This window comes from Synechocystis sp. FACHB-383 (assembly GCF_014698605.1).
GTDB classification, from domain to species: domain Bacteria; phylum Cyanobacteriota; class Cyanobacteriia; order Cyanobacteriales; family Microcystaceae; genus Synechocystis; species Synechocystis salina.
The window spans coordinates 37141-53080 of record NZ_JACJTJ010000025.1; the positions used below are offsets into that span (position 1 = coordinate 37141).

Annotated in this window: 12 protein-coding genes; 8 read left to right on the top strand and 4 right to left on the bottom strand. The window is 50.5% G+C overall.

Annotated features, from left to right (window positions below; all coding sequences use genetic code 11):
• Positions 1–7 precede the first annotated feature (7 nt).
• From groL to cimA, 3 genes are all read left to right on the top strand, one after another.
• Positions 8–1633 carry a chaperonin GroEL gene (gene groL / locus H6G45_RS05900; RefSeq protein WP_190597509.1) on the top strand — a complete coding sequence of 542 codons (1626 nt, stop codon included), beginning with the start codon at positions 8–10 and terminating at the stop codon, positions 1631–1633.
• A 424-nt stretch (positions 1634–2057) separates the two neighbouring features.
• On the top strand, positions 2058–2639 hold the full coding sequence (locus H6G45_RS05905) for an NUDIX hydrolase (protein ID WP_190597510.1): 582 nt from the start codon (positions 2058–2060) through the stop codon (positions 2637–2639).
• A gap of 98 nt (positions 2640–2737) precedes the next feature.
• Complete coding sequence (gene cimA, locus H6G45_RS05910) at positions 2738–4381, top strand: citramalate synthase (RefSeq protein ID WP_190597513.1); 1644 nt, start codon at positions 2738–2740, stop codon at positions 4379–4381.
• Positions 4382–4655: 274 nt separating this feature from the next.
• Here the strand turns inward: cimA and H6G45_RS05915 are convergent, their stop codons facing one another.
• From H6G45_RS05915 to H6G45_RS05930, 4 genes are all read right to left on the bottom strand, one after another.
• Positions 4656–5393 (bottom strand): DUF4336 domain-containing protein, encoded by a 738-nt coding sequence (locus H6G45_RS05915; RefSeq protein WP_190597515.1) that lies wholly within the window; start codon positions 5391–5393, stop codon positions 4656–4658.
• 275 nt (positions 5394–5668) lie between these two features.
• Positions 5669–6961, bottom strand: a complete 1293-nt coding sequence (locus H6G45_RS05920; RefSeq protein WP_190597516.1) for a PAS domain-containing sensor histidine kinase — start codon at positions 6959–6961, stop codon at positions 5669–5671.
• A 111-nt stretch (positions 6962–7072) separates the two neighbouring features.
• Positions 7073–8053, bottom strand: a complete 981-nt coding sequence (gene accD / locus H6G45_RS05925; RefSeq protein ID WP_190597518.1) for an acetyl-CoA carboxylase, carboxyltransferase subunit beta — start codon at positions 8051–8053, stop codon at positions 7073–7075.
• A 113-nt stretch (positions 8054–8166) separates the two neighbouring features.
• Positions 8167–9612 carry a circularly permuted type 2 ATP-grasp protein gene (locus tag H6G45_RS05930; RefSeq protein WP_190597520.1) on the bottom strand — a complete coding sequence of 482 codons (1446 nt, stop codon included), beginning with the start codon at positions 9610–9612 and terminating at the stop codon, positions 8167–8169.
• 289 nt (positions 9613–9901) lie between these two features.
• Here H6G45_RS05930 and H6G45_RS05935 point away from each other — a divergent pair, with 289 nt between their 5' ends.
• The 5 genes from H6G45_RS05935 (at position 9902) to H6G45_RS05955 (ending at position 15923) form a co-directional block, all read left to right on the top strand.
• Positions 9902–10282 (top strand): hypothetical protein, encoded by a 381-nt coding sequence (locus H6G45_RS05935; RefSeq protein WP_190597522.1) that lies wholly within the window; start codon positions 9902–9904, stop codon positions 10280–10282.
• Positions 10283–10366: 84 nt separating this feature from the next.
• Positions 10367–11872, top strand: a complete 1506-nt coding sequence (locus H6G45_RS05940; protein WP_190597524.1) for an AAA family ATPase — start codon at positions 10367–10369, stop codon at positions 11870–11872.
• A 133-nt stretch (positions 11873–12005) separates the two neighbouring features.
• Positions 12006–12356: a DUF1257 domain-containing protein gene (locus H6G45_RS05945; RefSeq protein ID WP_190597526.1), complete on the top strand. Its 351-nt coding sequence runs from the start codon at positions 12006–12008 to the stop codon at positions 12354–12356.
• A 183-nt stretch (positions 12357–12539) separates the two neighbouring features.
• Positions 12540–13766, top strand: coding sequence for a hypothetical protein (locus tag H6G45_RS05950; protein ID WP_190597527.1), 1227 nt, complete (start codon positions 12540–12542; stop codon positions 13764–13766).
• Positions 13767–13808: 42 nt separating this feature from the next.
• On the top strand, positions 13809–15923 hold the full coding sequence (locus H6G45_RS05955) for an acylase (protein WP_190597529.1): 2115 nt from the start codon (positions 13809–13811) through the stop codon (positions 15921–15923).
• Positions 15924–15940: the final 17 nt, after the last annotated feature.

A 15940-nucleotide genomic window follows, 5' to 3' on the forward strand; every position in this document is an offset into this window, starting at 1 on the left:
TACTTTTATGGCTAAATCCATCATCTACAACGACGAAGCTCGCCGCGCCCTTGAGCGGGGTATGGACATTTTGGCAGAATCCGTTGCCGTTACCCTCGGCCCCAAAGGTCGTAACGTTGTTTTAGAGAAAAAATTTGGTTCTCCCCAAATTATCAACGACGGTATCACGATCGCCAAAGAGATTGAACTGGAAGACCACGTGGAAAACACCGGGGTTTCCTTGATTCGTCAGGCCGCCTCTAAAACTAACGATGTGGCTGGAGACGGTACCACCACCGCCACGGTTTTGGCCCACGCCATCGTCAAAGAAGGTTTACGGAATGTGGCCGCCGGTGCCAATCCCATTTCCCTCAAACGGGGTATCGATAAAGCCACTGAATTTCTTGTTGCTCGGATCAAAGAGCATGCCCAGCCCGTGGGAGATTCCAAGGCGATCGCCCAGGTAGGAGCCATTTCCGCCGGTAACGATGAAGAAGTTGGCCAAATGATTGCCAATGCCATGGATAAAGTAGGCCAAGAAGGGGTTATTTCCCTGGAAGAAGGCAAGTCCATGACCACCGAGTTGGAAATCACCGAAGGGATGCGCTTCGATAAGGGCTATATTTCCCCCTACTTCGTCACCGACGCGGAACGGATGGAAGCAGTTCTTGAAGATCCCCGCATTTTGATCACCGACAAAAAAATCAACTTGGTGCAGGACTTGGTGCCCATCCTCGAACAAGTGGCCCGCCAAGGTAAGCCCCTGTTGATCATCGCCGAAGACATTGAAAAAGAAGCTTTGGCTACCCTGGTAGTGAACCGTCTCCGGGGTGTGTTGAACGTGGCCGCTGTAAAAGCCCCTGGCTTTGGCGATCGCCGTAAACAAATGCTGGAAGATATTGCTACCCTCACCGGTGGTCAAGTAATCAGCGAAGATGCCGGTCTGAAACTCGAAAGCGCCACTGTGGATAGCCTCGGTTCTGCCCGTCGCATCAACATCACCAAAGACAACACCACCATCGTTGCCGAAGGTAATGAAGCCGCCGTTAAGTCCCGTTGTGAGCAAATCCGTCGTCAAATTGACGAAACTGATTCTAGCTACGACAAAGAGAAACTCCAGGAGCGCTTGGCTAAATTGGCCGGTGGTGTAGCGGTAATCAAAGTTGGTGCCGCTACGGAAACCGAAATGAAAGACCGCAAACTCCGTCTGGAAGATGCCATCAACGCCACCAAAGCCGCTGTGGAAGAAGGTATTGTTCCCGGAGGTGGTACCACCCTGGCCCACTTGGCTCCCCAATTGGAAGACTGGGCCAACGGGAACCTCAAGGACGAAGAGTTAACCGGTGCCTTAATTGTGGCCCGGGCCCTGCCTGCTCCCCTCAAACGGATTGCCGAAAACGCCGGTCAAAACGGTGCGGTAGTCTCCGAACGGGTGAAAGAGAAGGAATTCAACGTCGGTTACAACGCCGCTACCCTGGAGTATGTGGACATGCTGGCCGCTGGCATCGTTGACCCTGCTAAGGTGACCCGTTCTGCTCTGCAAAATGCCGCTTCCATCGCTGGCATGGTCTTGACTACCGAATGTATCGTTGTCGACAAGCCTGAAAAAGAAAAGGCCCCCGCTGGTGCTCCCGGTGGTGACTTCGACTACTAAGACTTGCCCTAGGTCAATTTAGTGGTCTAACAACTCTTTTCTCATAAATTTTCAGGGAGGCTCCGGCTTCCCTGTTTTCGTTTTTGTCAGTTTTCTGCCCATTGTGATAAATTTCAGTCCTGTTAGGCGATCGCCCTGAAGCCAAAATATGATGGCGTGCACCCTAATTCACTCCCTCCTGGGTTAGGTTATTAGGATTTGACACCGCCAATGAGATATACCTGCAGCAGAACTAACTCTGTATTTTCCAACGGACACCCTGCTCTGGTAAGAATCATCCTCCTGTTCCTGCTCTGCCATCAAATGCGTTGTCGTTACTGCAATCGTAAAAGGACTGTTTTCCTACCCCACTTTTGGTTAAGCATCGTGTTCGAGCTTAAGATTGACTAGGTCTAAATCTTTGCCGGTGCAATAATCCAAAGCCATGTGGCATCTTCCCCCTAGTAATTTGCAAAAATGGCGTATTTGCCAAAGTCGGATGGTGCTAGATAATCCCTGGTGTCGGGTACGTCAGGATGCAGTGCAATTGCCCGATGGGACTTTGATTGATGACTATTTTGTTAATGTGCGACCGGAAATTGTCATGGTTTTGGCCGTAACTCCTCAACAGGAAATTATTTTTGTGCGGCAGTATCGCCATGGGGTGCAGGAGATTTTGCTGGAATTACCCGCCGGTACCTTTTTCCCCGACCAGGAAAGTCCCACCGCCGCCATTCGTAGGGAACTGGAGGAAGAAACCGGTTACCAGATTGTCAGTTTGCTCAATTTGGGATCTATTTATGACAATCCTGTGAAAGATCAATCCCGTCTCCATCTTTTCCTTGCTCCCTATGTGACTCCCACAGGCAAAAAGGCCTGGGATGTAACGGAAGAAATTGAAGTGGTGTTAATGCCGATCGCCGTGGTACGGGAGCAGATTTTTTCTGGACAAATTAGGGTGGCGGGCAGTTTGGCAGCTCTGTTACTAGGTCTGGAAAAAATGGCCCAACTTAATGGCGACAAATGAATGTTGAGAGTTTTTTCGTGCGATCGTATGGCGTCGAAAAACCGACCTAAAATGAAGACAGATAGGCTCGGTGTCTATTTTCTTTTCCCCCATTTGCCATGACTGTTAGCAACAATCCCCTTTGGCTCTACGACACCACCCTCCGAGATGGGGCCCAGCGGGAAGGAATTTCTTTGTCCTTGACCGATAAATTAACCATTGCCCGTCGCCTCGACCAGTTGGGTATTCCCTTTATTGAAGGGGGTTGGCCTGGGGCTAATCCTAAGGATGTGCAGTTTTTTTGGCAGTTACAGGAAGAGCCCTTGGAGCAGGCGGAAATTGTTGCTTTTTGTTCCACCCGCCGGCCCCATAAAGCAGTGGAAACAGACAAAATGCTCCAAGCAATCCTCTCTGCCGGAACTCGCTGGGTAACTATTTTTGGTAAGTCCTGGGATCTGCATGTGCTGGAGGGATTGCAAACTAGCTTGGCGGAAAATTTGGCCATGATCAGTGACACGATCGCCTATCTACGCAGTCAAGGGCGGCGGGTAATTTACGATGCCGAACACTGGTTTGATGGCTATCGAGCTAATCCTGATTATGCCTTGGCCACCTTAGCCACTGCCCAGCAGGCCGGGGCGGAATGGCTAGTGATGTGCGACACCAATGGGGGCACTTTACCGGGGCAAATTAGCGAAATTACCATTAAAGTCCTTCAGGGTTTAGGGTTGGACGGTCGATCTAAACATCAACCCCAACTGGGTATCCATGCCCACAATGACAGCGGTACGGCGGTGGCCAATTCCCTCCTGGCGGTGGAGGCCGGAGCTACCATGGTCCAGGGCACCATCAATGGCTACGGAGAACGCTGTGGTAACGCTAATCTCTGCACTCTGATTCCTAATTTGCAACTCAAACTCGATTACGATTGCATCAAACCGGAACAGCTAGCCCATCTCACCAGCACCAGTCGTTTGATCAGTGAAATGGTTAACCTAGCCCCCGATGACCATGCTCCTTTTGTGGGGCGATCGGCCTTTGCCCATAAAGGGGGAATCCATGTCTCCGCAGTGCAACGTAATCCCTTCACCTATGAGCATATTGCCCCGGATGTGGTTGGTAACGAGCGACGTATTGTGGTGTCAGAACAGGCCGGGCTGAGCAATGTTTTGTCTAAAGCAAAGTTATTCGGCATTGCCTTAGACCGTCAAGATCCCGCCTGCCGCGCCATTTTAGAAACCCTAAAAGATCTAGAACAGCAAGGTTACCAATTTGAAGCAGCGGAGGCCAGCTTTGAACTACTGATGCGCCAGGCCATGGGCGATCGCCAACCCCTATTTTTAGTGCAAGGCTTCCAAGTACACTGTGACCTGCTCACCCCAGCGGAAAACCCCGCGTACCGTAATGCTTTAGCCACGGTGAAAGTAACTGTCAATGGGCAAAATATCCTGGAAGTGGCGGAAGGCAATGGCCCTGTGTCAGCCCTAGACCAAGCTCTGCGTAAAGCCTTAACCCGTTTTTATCCCCAAATTGCCGATTTTCACCTCACCGATTACAAAGTAAGGATTTTAGATGGGGGGGCCGGCACATCGGCCAAAACCCGTGTGCTAGTGGAATCCAGCAATGGCGATCGCCGTTGGACTACGGTGGGGGTCTCGGGCAACATCTTAGAAGCGTCCTACCAAGCTGTGGTGGAAGGCATTGAATACGGTCTGCGCTTACTAACCTGTGGACTAACTAATCAAGAGGTAATCTCCACTTGATATTCCTTGCTTAATCCTCACTCAATAGCGCAATAGTTAGTAATTGCAAAATTTAGATATGGCTGCTTTAAATAAAATTAAGACAGGGGGTTTCATGGAGCAAAGCCAAACGATTAACTCCCAGGCTCAAGAAAGAGCGGTAAGCACTGTTAATGTAGTTTAGAGTGGTGTCAACGCCAAATACGAAACCTGGAATTTCTCTTAAAAGACTTGATTAAGAGCTTAGCCCCGACAGATAATCCAATGACAAACATAGTTAGCTTGGATGTAAAAGTTATTTTAGCCGACCAAAAGCACGTTTTATTTCAGCAGTGCCATCGGTAAGATAGCAACGACCATGGGCCAAAATCACCCGCTCCGGATTCCAGGCAATCATGGTATCAACCAAATCTCTTAAATGTTTTGGATATCGCCGGAAACTAGCTGCTATGTCCCGGGGCATTCCTCCATTGGGATCGCAAACTCCCCCCAGTCTTAGCAGAGGCCTTATCCAGCAAGGCATTTTATCGCTCTCAAAATTCTCGATCAGGTCAGTCAAAACCACGGTCTTACTTTTACGATGAAAAAAAATCACTTCCCTGTGATAATCTGAGTCGGCCAGTCGCTGCTCAAATTCCCCTGACCATTGGCTTGGGGATTCATTGCCTAATTCATGATCAAAAGTTAACTTGATTGATTTACTTGCAGCACGTTCCACTGCTCCGGGGCTAACCCATGTGAGTGCCTCTTGAAAACGAGACTGCCATGCTGGAATCCAAGCATAGTGAATCCAATTTGGCGCAATGAGGTGACGAACAGAACCGAGGGCAGCGACCGCATCAGCCAGACCTTCTTGATTGGCAATGGGTGAATGGACCCAAATATCACCATTGGCTAACCTAACGACCGTCATTCTAGTGGGAAAGGGGATTCCATAAAATCTGATCCATCCCCCGTCGGCAATCCAAACATTTGGGGCGATGCTCTTGAGCTTATACAGCGGTTCATAGCCCGTTGCTCTACTTTCAAGCATGGATAAATCCCATTCAATAATCTATCTTCGATCTAAGTTTAGCTAACGTCCCGGTCAAACTGAGAGCCTGGTTACAAAGTTTTAGTTTGCCCTCTAAATTTCCTGATACTGGGGGACTTGTATCTGTTTCCCTTCAAACTGAGGAGGAACTTTTCATGCCCTTTCCAAGATCACTAGAAGCAGTTTAAATCTGCTCTGGCCGCAAAAAATACCCTAACGTCCCTTTCCTTGGGTTTCTGGTGCCTAAGCAAATTTGAGAAGATTCGCCTCTACACCTAGGAATTTTCATCCATATTGAGTTGATAGGGCAATTTAATGGTGAACATTGCTCCGCCAGTTTCATAATTAGCCGCTGTTAAATTTCCTCCGTGGGCCAGCACAATTTCCTTGGCGATCGCCAAACCCAGACCACTGCCATGGCGTTGACTTTCGGGATGTAGGCGGGCTCGGGAACTATCCCCCCGATAAAGCCGCTCAAAAATATAGGGCAAATCCCTCGGTTGAAAACCTAAACCCTGGTCCCGGATCGTCATGGTAATACCCTGTTCCCCCAGACTCCCGTGGACAAAAATCACCCCGTCCGGTGGACTGTGTTTGAGGGTGTTATCCAAAATGTTCATCAAGACCTGGATAAGGCGATCGCCGTCCCCTTCTAGGTTCAACTCCGGCGGCCCTTGGTAATCCAGGGTGATATTTTTCACTACGGCGATCGGGGTTAACCGCTCCCAAGTCAAGAAAAGTAAATGGCGTAAATTGATTGGTTCCGGTTCCAGATAGAGATTGGGATTAGCGGTAATTTGGGTCAAATGGAGCCAACTTTCCACCAAATTTTGCAAGCGAGAAATTTCCTTCAGTAACCGTTCTGCCCAAGCCCCATCTTCGGCAGGTAATCGGGTTTGTAAACGTTCTGCAATTAAAGCCACCGCTGTTAACGGAGTTCTTAGCTCATGGGCCAGATCGGAAAAAGCTTGGTCCCTACCCTGGCGCAGGGCCGCTAAGGTTTGGCGATTTTCCACAAATACGGCCACTTTGCCTTCTTTGAGGGGAAACCCCGACCCCCTGAGAAAAATTGATTCTGGCGTTAGGGGACGGCTATTTTCCCGACTTTCCATGGCGGCGGTAAGGGGCGGGAAAAATGACCATTCCCGAGTTTGGCTTGTCTGGGTTTGGCGGGTACGCTCAATTAGTTGGTCTAATTCATAGGAGCGAATAAACTCCAAAAAGAGTCTGCGTTCCCCCGGTTGCCAATGGCGAATATGAAACAAACTCTCAGCCGCAGGATTACACCATTCCAAGTTATTTTCCTGATCAATTAACAAATAACCGAGGGGAGAAAGGGACATCACTCCCCGCCAATGGGCAATGGTGTCTAAATATTCTGCACAGAGATCATTTAAATGATTGATTTCTCGCCGCACCAAGGAAACAAGGGACAGGGAATGGGAAACCTCCTCGGTATCCGGTAGTCCGGTGAGTAATTTTTTAATTTTTTTATTGAGCCGAAACCGTTCGATCGCCCCGATGCCAAAACCAATTGCCCCACCGATCGCCAACGTAATTATTTCCATGTTCTAGCAGTTGCCTAGTCCGGAGCAGCATTTTGCCATCAAGGGTAGCGAATGGGAACCCATTGAATTCTAGTCCTTTTGCCAAACTGAATCACCGTCACTAATGATTACTTAACTATCTTGATTGACGGAAATTTGATTGTCCACCGCCAGGGCCGTATGGCTGAGCACCAACTCTGGATTAATTTGTTTGGGGTCAGCATTGAGGGGGGGCAAAATCGGATAAAAGGGTTGATGGAGGCTAATCAACTGAGCCAAGGTTCTTTTCAGTTGGGGTCGGGGCACAATGGCATCGACAAAACCGTGGTGCATTAAGTATTCAGAAGTTTGAAAATCGTCGGGTAACTTTTCTCGCAATGTTTGCTCAATGACCCGTCGCCCGGCAAAACCAATGGTGGCCTTGGGTTCTGCCAAAATCAAATCCCCCAACATAGCGAAACTTGCAGTTACCCCGCCGGTGGTGGGATGGGTGAGCACGGGGATATAAAGTAACCTTTGCTCCTGATGTTTTTGCAATGCTCCAGAAATCTTGGCCATTTGCATGAGGCTCAACATGCCTTCCTGCATTCTCGCCCCACCGGAGGCACAGATAATGACCACCGGCAGTCTTTCCAGGGTGGCATACTCAATCAGCCGGCAGAGTTTTTCCCCCACCACGGAGCCCATGCTACCCCCCATAAAGCGGAAATCCATTACTCCCAGGGCGATGGGCAGACCGTCGAGGCGACCGTGGCCAGTTTGCACTGCGTCGGTCAATTCCGTTGCTTTTTGGGTATCGCGGATACGGTCTTTATAGGATTTGCGGTCTTTAAATTTGAGGGGATCGGTGGGTTGCAAATGTTCATTGATGGGTTGCCAAGTCTTAGCATCAATCAACTGGCGAATCCGCTCGTCACTGTCTACCCGGAGATGGTGTCCACATTCGGCACACACCAGCCAATTGCCCTGCAAATCTTTGGTATAGGTCAACACACCGCAGGCCGGGCATTTAGTCCATAGCCCATCGGCCACCTCCCTTTCCTGGGGGGATTGGGGCTGGAGCATGGGGGGCTCAGCTTTTTCACGGTTGGCAAACCAATCAAATAGAGACATATTTGTTCGGGGACAGTGGCGATCGCAACGGTAATCCAAGACACATTTGCCATTCTACCAAGATCGTTGCCGGTGCTTTGGCGATCGCCCGGTTGTCAAGGTAAGAAAAGCCATTACTGCCCAGAACCTTGCAGCACCCAAGTATCCTTACTACCTCCCCCTTGGGAAGAGTTGACCACCAAAGATCCCTTCCGCAGAGCCACCCTAGTCAAACCACCGGGATGGACGTAAATTTCATCGCCTCGGTTGAGAATGTAGGGACGGAGATCCACATGGCGACCTTCTACCTGATCACCAATCAAAGTGGGCACCCGGGAGAGATTAAGCACGGGCTGGGCAATGTAGTTACGGGGATTATGGCGGATGCGTTCGGCAAACTGCTCCCTTTCCTGGAGGCTGGCACTGGGGCCCATCAACATACCGTAGCCCCCGGCTTCGTTAGCGGATTTGACGACCAATTCCGCCAGATGGTCTAGCACATAATTTCTATCCTCTTCTCGCCAGCAGAGGTAGGTGGGGACGTTGGCCAGAAGAGGTTCTTCTTTGAGGTAGTAATTGATCATCTCCGGCACATAGGCATAGATGACCTTGTCGTCCGCTACCCCTGTACCGGGCGCATTGGCCAGGGCCACCCGTCCTTGGCGATACACTTCCATTAAGCCCGCTACCCCCAAAAGGGAATCGGGACGGAATACTTCTGGGTCAATGAAATCGTCATCCAGGCGACGATAAACCACATCCACCCGCTGTAAACCTTTAGTGGTACGCATTTGTAGATAGCCGTCGGCCACCACTAAATCCCGGCCTTCCACCAATTCCACCCCCATCTGTTGGGCCAGGAAAGAATGCTCAAAGTAAGCGGAATTATTAATACCTGGGGTTAACACCACCACCACCGGGGCTGCCAAATGGGGCGGGGCCAGGTTAAGCAGGGTTTCCAAAAGTTGACTGGGGTAACTGTCCACCGGTTGGATGGGAATGGTTTGGAACATGTCAGGGAAAGTACTTTTCATTACTCGCCGATTTTCCAAAACGTAGGAAATACCGGAGGGTACCCGCAGATTGTCTTCCAGCACAAACCATTGACCCTTGCCATCCCGAACCAAATCAGTGCCGGTGATGTGACACCAAACTCCGGCGGGGGGCTTGATGCCGATGCAGGGCTTAAGGAATCCACTGGCGGATTCCACAATGTCCAGGGGCATAATGCCGTCTTTAACAATGTGTTGGGGGCCGTAAATATCAGTCAAAAAACAATTCAGGGCTTTGATGCGTTGTTTCAATCCCTTTTCTAGCGATCGCCATTCCGCTTCAGCAATGATGCGGGGAATAATATCCACCGGGAAAATACGCTCCACCCCCTGGTCGTCGTTGTAAACCCGGAAAGTGACCCCAAGGTTAAAGAGAGCAATTTGGGCCGTTTCATGGTGTTGCCTGAGAATTTCCGGTGATAACTGCCCCATCCAATCGATCAAGGGAGCTGCTTGGGGTCGGGGCTGCCCCGGGGCGGAAAAAAGTTCGTCGTAAAAATTGCCTGGGTCGTAGCTCTGAAGTTGCATGGTTCCCCATCGATGGTGGTCTGGGCTTGGGCCATAGTGCCATTGCTAATTAGTTTTTGGCTATTTATTGGCTATTTAGGGGTGGAGGTCTTTTGTAAACTACAGCCGCTAACCCTTGGCCACGGTCCCATTATTCAGCTTGGAAGGAAACGGGGGCAGAGATTGTAATTGAAGCGACAGTTTCCTTAGCAATTTAGTCTTTGTAACGAAATATTACAAAAATGCAGTCATAGTGGCTTAGTGGCTTGACAGGATAGTGGCGCGTGATTAAATTGGGGTACTATACCCGATGGGTAACCTAATTATTAGTGATATGCAGGACAAGCAAAAGGTCACACTTTATATGCCGCCGGGCATCCATCGGCAACTCCGAATTCGCTCAGCCATTGACGCTGAATCTATGTCGGCGATCGTAGAACGGGCCATTGATTTTTACCTCAAGCACCCGGACAAGGTCGAAGCCGAAGAAAAGTCAACCTATGGCAGAACCCATCAGGTGCATATCTGCCCCGAATGCGACGCCGCTATGGTGATGCGGGACGGTCAGATGATGTCCTTGAAGGATCAGCCCAGTGTCCTGAACGATAACGAAGAGTCTTCCCTCCCTCTGGTGGAGGATGCTCCGGTGACTGCCGATGTCGATGGGGAAAAAATGTTGATTCCCTGCTGAGTTGACCAGTCTTTGGTTATCTCTAAGCAAAATCATTCGCATTGATTTCCTGTTCATTCCTTCCCTCAATTTTTGGTCGAACCCATGCAAGAAGAGCTGAGTGTACTCCTGAAAGCTCAATACCCCCTGATTTATCTCGTTACTTCCGAGGAAGAGCGGGCTGAGCAAGCGGTGTACCGCATCGTTCAGGAGGTCACCCAGCATCAACGGTTGTTTGTTTGGACTGTGACCCATGGCTTCCGGGAATACGGTGCCACCCAACAGAAAACCCACCACAATACCATCTCCCCCGAGGCGGCCATTGAGTGGGTGGTGCGCCAGGAACCGGGCATTTTCATTTTCAAAGACCTCCATCCTTTCATTTCTTCCCCAGCGGTGACCCGGTGGCTCCGGGAGGCGATCGCCAGCTTTAAGGGCACAGAAAAGGCGATCGTGCTCATGTCCCCCTACCAGGAAACTCCGATTGAACTGGAAAAGGACGTGGTGGTGTTGGATTTTGCTCTGCCCGATTTGGCTACCCTCGATGGGGTGCTGGGGCAACAGTTGGGTAAATCTCGCCATGCCTTGGGGGAAGATTCCCGGGAAAAACTGCTGAAGGCAGCCCTGGGATTGACCAAAGATGAGGCGGAAAAGGTCTATCGCAAAGCCTACGTCAAAGCTGGACAGTTAACCGAAGGGGAGGTAGAAATTGTCCTCTCCGAGAAAAAACAGTTAATCCGTCGCAACGGCATCCTTGATTACATTGAGGAGGATGAAACCATCCGGGCCGTGGGGGGACTGGAGGAACTGAAAAGATGGTTGACCCAGCGCTCCGACGCCTTTACCGAGCGGGCTCGGGAATACGGTTTGCCCCAACCCAAGGGCATGCTAATTCTGGGGGTACCCGGTTGTGGTAAGTCCCTCATTGCCAAAACCACCTCCCGGCTCTGGGGTTTGCCCCTGCTGCGCTTGGACATGGGTCGAGTTTATGACGGTTCCATGGTGGGGCGATCGGAGGCGAATCTCCGCAATGCCCTGAAAACCGCCGAGTCCATTTCTCCAGCTATTTTGTTCATTGATGAATTGGACAAAGCCTTTGCTGGGGGAGCCGGTTCTGGAGACTCTGACGGGGGTACGTCCAGTCGGATCTTTGGCAGTTTCCTCACCTGGATGCAGGAAAAGACCTCGCCGGTATTTGTAATGGCTACGGCCAACCGGGTTGATCGCCTGCCGGGGGAATTTCTCCGCAAAGGGCGCTTTGACGAGATCTTTTTCGTTGACCTACCTTCTGCGGAAGAACGGGAAGCCATTTTCCGTATCCACCTCCATAAACGGCGTAAAGATACCTCCCGTTTTGATCTGGGGGAATTGGCCGGCACCTCCGACGGTTTTTCCGGAGCCGAAATTGAGCAGGCGATCGTAGCTGCCATGTACGAAGCCTTTGCCCAAGAAAGAGAATTTAACCAGCTCGACATTATTGCAGCGATCAAATCGACGTTGCCCCTGTCGCGCACCATGGTAGAGCAGGTCACCGCGCTTCGAGATTGGGCCCGACAAAGGGCTCGGCCTGCCTCCGCTTCCGTGGCTGAATATCAGCGACTGGAGTTCTAACAAGCTTTCTCCTGTTTGTTGCAGGAGCAAAGACTAACCAAAGGGTTAGTAGTTTAAGATAAGCCGTTTTTATGGCGGCATTTCCCACTTCTCGATTGTTGTTGTTGACTTTTTTCTCTGGAGGAAATCCACCATGTCTCATTTCAGCACTCTCCGTACTAAGATCACGAACGCTGAAGTTTTAACATCTTCCCTTAATGACCTCGGTATCACCACCAAGACCGAAGCTGATGTGCGGGGCTACAACGGCCAACGCATCCGGGCTGACATTGTGGCCGTTCTAGATGGTGATTACGATTTAGGTTGGTCCCGCAACAGTGATGGTTCCTTCGACTTGATCGCTGATCTTTGGGGTGTGGCCAAAAAACATAATCAGACTGAGTTGATCAATTCCATCAACCAAAAGTACGCCGTTAACCAAACCTTAACTGAGGTAAAACAACGGGGCTTACAAAATGCCAATGTGAAGCTAGTCGTCCACTAAACTGCATTCCTTTGTTTCTGCAAAACGATTAGGATTTTCGGTGCGTTCCCAAGCCTCTTTCGGTAGCTGTCTTGATTGCAGGACGGCTACTTTTTTTCTGACCATATTCCGTTAAGCTTGGGTATGGGCGGGTTCCATTGTCATAATTAATTAAGCCGGTTTTTTTGGTTGTTTTTTGCTCCCATGTCTATTCCCCCTAGTGCTCTGGCTGATGTAGCCCACTATCTTGAAGAACAGGATGAGGGGCAAAGGATCAAGAAGTTACTGTTTTGTTTGTCGAAAAAATACTGGGAAAACGATCCCAATGTGCTCGACACTAATGGTTTGGATGCCCTATTGGCAGAGTTGGTAGTACAGAAACCGACGATTGAGCAGTTTACTTTTTCCCTTTATAAGCTAGTGAAAACCCTCAACCGTCCCAAGGCTTATGCGGCGGTGGCCAAAACCATACTGGATCAGTTGGGGCCAATTTATACAGCCTATGGGGAAACGGCCATTCCAGAGGCTGCCAAGGGTGAAGAAGGGGCGATCGCCGCAGTGTCCCCTGCAAATCAATCCCCAACTCCGGTGCATCGGGTGGTGGACCCCCAATATCAGGCCACCCAGATAGCCCACATTCTGGTTCAGCACCGAGAACAGGTCCGCATTCAAAAGTTAGTTTTTGCTGTGGCCCGGGGTTATTGGGAAAACAATCTCCAGGCCATCGAAGAGGTGGGGCTAGCCAATTTATTGTTGGAGTTACGGCAACGTTACCCCACCCCTAGTCAGTTAAAGGAAGGCTTTAGCCAAATTGTCAACAATATCAACAAATCCACTTTCTATCTGGCGATCGCCAAGTTGATTCTGGAGCAAATGCAGGTTCTTTACGATGGAGAGTCCCACCAAGTTGGCCACGCTCCCGTGCTAGAGAATGAACCCCAAACCAATTTGACCATGGCCCCTTCCCCTGGCGTATCGGCAAATAAGGCTCAACCAACATCCATCGTCGATTTTGACGCTTTGCCCATACCGGCTCCCCCCCCTAAGCCCCGTCAAAGTGAACCAATTCTAACGGTGTTGGGGGCTGTGGTGCCTTCTCCCCCGGGTACTCCCCTCCAACAAGTCCAAACTGAAAAGAAGGAATACGACCTGTTTGAGATCCGCTCGGAGATTATGCAATATACCAATCCCTTACGGGCAAAAGTTTTGCTGTTTTCGGTGCTGTTTCAAAGTTGGGACGAACATAACCCAGACTGGAGTTTGGTGCGTAGTTATGCCCTAGACGACCTCGTGGAGCAACTTATCCTGAGTCGTAGACGACCCAACGAGGTGGAAATTAAGCTCAACGCCCTGGCCAGCCAAATGTTTGACCAGGAAGAATATCAACAAACCGCCCAAACTCTGATCAAAATTATTAAACCCCTATTCTAGTTTCGTTTAGAATTGAACCGCCAACGGAGATTTTCAGGACGAATGCTGGTGCAATTAAGGGGTACATTACGGCGGGGCGTAGGACTGGTGTTGCTATTTGTGCTGGCGCTGGGATTGGGCATTGGTAACCCGGTCTGGGCCAATAACAAAACGGAAATTTTTTGGGATAGCTGGGGAGTACCCCATATTTTTGCCCCCAATGAAACCAAGTTAATGGAGGCTTTCGGTTGGGCCCAGGCCCAGGGCCACGGGGATTTACTCCTCACCCTGTACGGTGAAGCGAGGGGCAAAGGGGCGGAATATTGGGGCATCGATTACCTGGATAATGACCAGTATGTGCACACCATGAATATCCCCCGGCGATCGGCAGTGTGGTTAAATGCTCAAACCCCGGCCATGCGCCGTGACCTAGAAAGTTTTGCCCAGGGTATTAATAACTATTTTCAACAACATCCCGATTTCAGTCAGCCTAGTTTGCGCCAAGTACTGCCCATTACAGCCCAGGATGTGGTGGCCCATGTGCAGAGATTATTGCTGTTTGAATTTGTTACTAGCCCCCAAGCCATTGCTAGTCTTGCAGACCAAATACCCGCCGAGAATGTGCCCATTGCTTCCAATGCCTGGGCGATCGCCCCGAAGCAAAGTGAGTCAGGCCATGGTTTATTACTGATTAATCCCCATCTACCCTGGGAGGGGAAATTTCGTCTCACGGAAGCTCAATTGGTGGCCCCTGGTCTGGATTTAACCGGGGCAGCCTTTGTGGGAACCCCTGTGCCAGCCATGGGTTTTAACAATAATCTGGGCTGGAGCTTAACGGTCAATTATCCCCACAACGTCGGCAAATATGCCCTCACTTTGACAGAAGGGGGCTATGAATGGGACGGGGAAGTTAAATCCTTTGATCGCCATAGTCACCAAATCAATATTCTTCAGGGTAATGGTAGTTACCAAACCCTGCAATGGGAAACCCTGGGCAGTGCGGCGGGTATGGTGGTGGCCCAACGGGGAGGCAAGGCCTACACCCTACAAATTCCCGGTTTGGATCGCAGTGGTGCCATCAGCCAATTTTTGCGCATGGGTAAAGCCCAAAACCTGGAGCAGTTCGAAGCGGCTTGGCAAGAGCAGCAAATTCCCATGTTCAATGTGCTCTATGGCGATCGCCAGGGTAATATTTTTTATCTTTACAATACATTGACCCCCATCAGGGAAGGCAGTTGGCAAGATTGGGACCGTCTGCAACCGATTAACAGCAGTGCCGATTTAAACCCTGGTTACTACAGCTATGAACAATTACCAAAGCTGACTAATCCCAACAGTGGTTGGCTCCAAAACAGCAACGATCCCCCTTGGACCAGTACCTTTCCCCCAGAGTTAGATCCAGCGGATTATCCCCCTAATCTGGCCGCGCCGGATTTGAGTTTTGCCCCAACTTTGTTGCGGACCCAACGCTCCATTAAATTGCTGGAAAATACGCCGCCCTTGACCTTTGAGCAATTTAAGCAAAAGGCCCTCAACAGTCAGATGGAATTAGGCGATCGCATTGTGCCTTTGTTGGTGTCGGCAGCTAAAGCCTTGGCTAATCCCATTGGCATTGAAGCGGCGGAGGTACTCCAGGCTTGGGACAAACAGGCCAAGCCAGACAGTCGGGGGGCGGTATTGTTTATGCTCTGGGCCCTGACCATTGGGGCCGATAAAGTACTGGGGGGAACCTGGGACCCAAGCGATCCCCTCCATACCCCCAGCGGCATGGCGGACATTAATAAGTTCATGGCAGTGCTAGAAGGGGTGGCGGCCCAGGTGAAGTTTCTCTACGATGACCTGGCGGTTAGTTGGGGAGAAGTAGTGCAGATGCAAGCAGGGAATTTTACTGCTCCGGCCAATGGGGCCCCCAGTAACCTAGGAAGTTTTCGGGTGTTGACCCTGGGTACCATTGCCAACCAACGATTCCAAGCCTTGGCCGGGGATAGTTACCTGAGCTTAGTGGAATTTGCCGATCGCCCTAGGGGCCAGAGCATTTTGGTCTATGGTAATGCCAGCCAGCCGGATTCCCCCCATAACGGCGACCAATTATCCCTGTATAGTCAGAATCAACTGCGCCCAGTCTGGCGATCGCCAAGGGAAATCAAAGCCCACTTGGAAAGAATGGAAACACTTTAGCGGGGAAGATTGGCAAA

Excerpts from the sequence above, each read along its gene's own strand:
- groL (WP_190597509.1), top strand. The coding sequence starts at position 8 with ATGGCTAAATCCATCATCTACAACGACGAAGCTCGCCGCGCCCTTGAG.
- H6G45_RS05905 (WP_190597510.1), top strand. The coding sequence starts at position 2,058 with ATGTGGCATCTTCCCCCTAGTAATTTGCAAAAATGGCGTATTTGCCAA.
- cimA (WP_190597513.1), top strand. The coding sequence starts at position 2,738 with ATGACTGTTAGCAACAATCCCCTTTGGCTCTACGACACCACCCTCCGA.
- H6G45_RS05915 (WP_190597515.1), bottom strand. The coding sequence starts at position 5,393 with ATGCTTGAAAGTAGAGCAACGGGCTATGAACCGCTGTATAAGCTCAAG.
- H6G45_RS05920 (WP_190597516.1), bottom strand. The coding sequence starts at position 6,961 with ATGGAAATAATTACGTTGGCGATCGGTGGGGCAATTGGTTTTGGCATC.
- accD (WP_190597518.1), bottom strand. The coding sequence starts at position 8,053 with ATGTCTCTATTTGATTGGTTTGCCAACCGTGAAAAAGCTGAGCCCCCC.
- H6G45_RS05930 (WP_190597520.1), bottom strand. The coding sequence starts at position 9,612 with ATGCAACTTCAGAGCTACGACCCAGGCAATTTTTACGACGAACTTTTT.
- H6G45_RS05935 (WP_190597522.1), top strand. The coding sequence starts at position 9,902 with ATGGGTAACCTAATTATTAGTGATATGCAGGACAAGCAAAAGGTCACA.
- H6G45_RS05940 (WP_190597524.1), top strand. The coding sequence starts at position 10,367 with ATGCAAGAAGAGCTGAGTGTACTCCTGAAAGCTCAATACCCCCTGATT.
- H6G45_RS05945 (WP_190597526.1), top strand. The coding sequence starts at position 12,006 with ATGTCTCATTTCAGCACTCTCCGTACTAAGATCACGAACGCTGAAGTT.
- H6G45_RS05950 (WP_190597527.1), top strand. The coding sequence starts at position 12,540 with ATGTCTATTCCCCCTAGTGCTCTGGCTGATGTAGCCCACTATCTTGAA.
- H6G45_RS05955 (WP_190597529.1), top strand. The coding sequence starts at position 13,809 with ATGCTGGTGCAATTAAGGGGTACATTACGGCGGGGCGTAGGACTGGTG.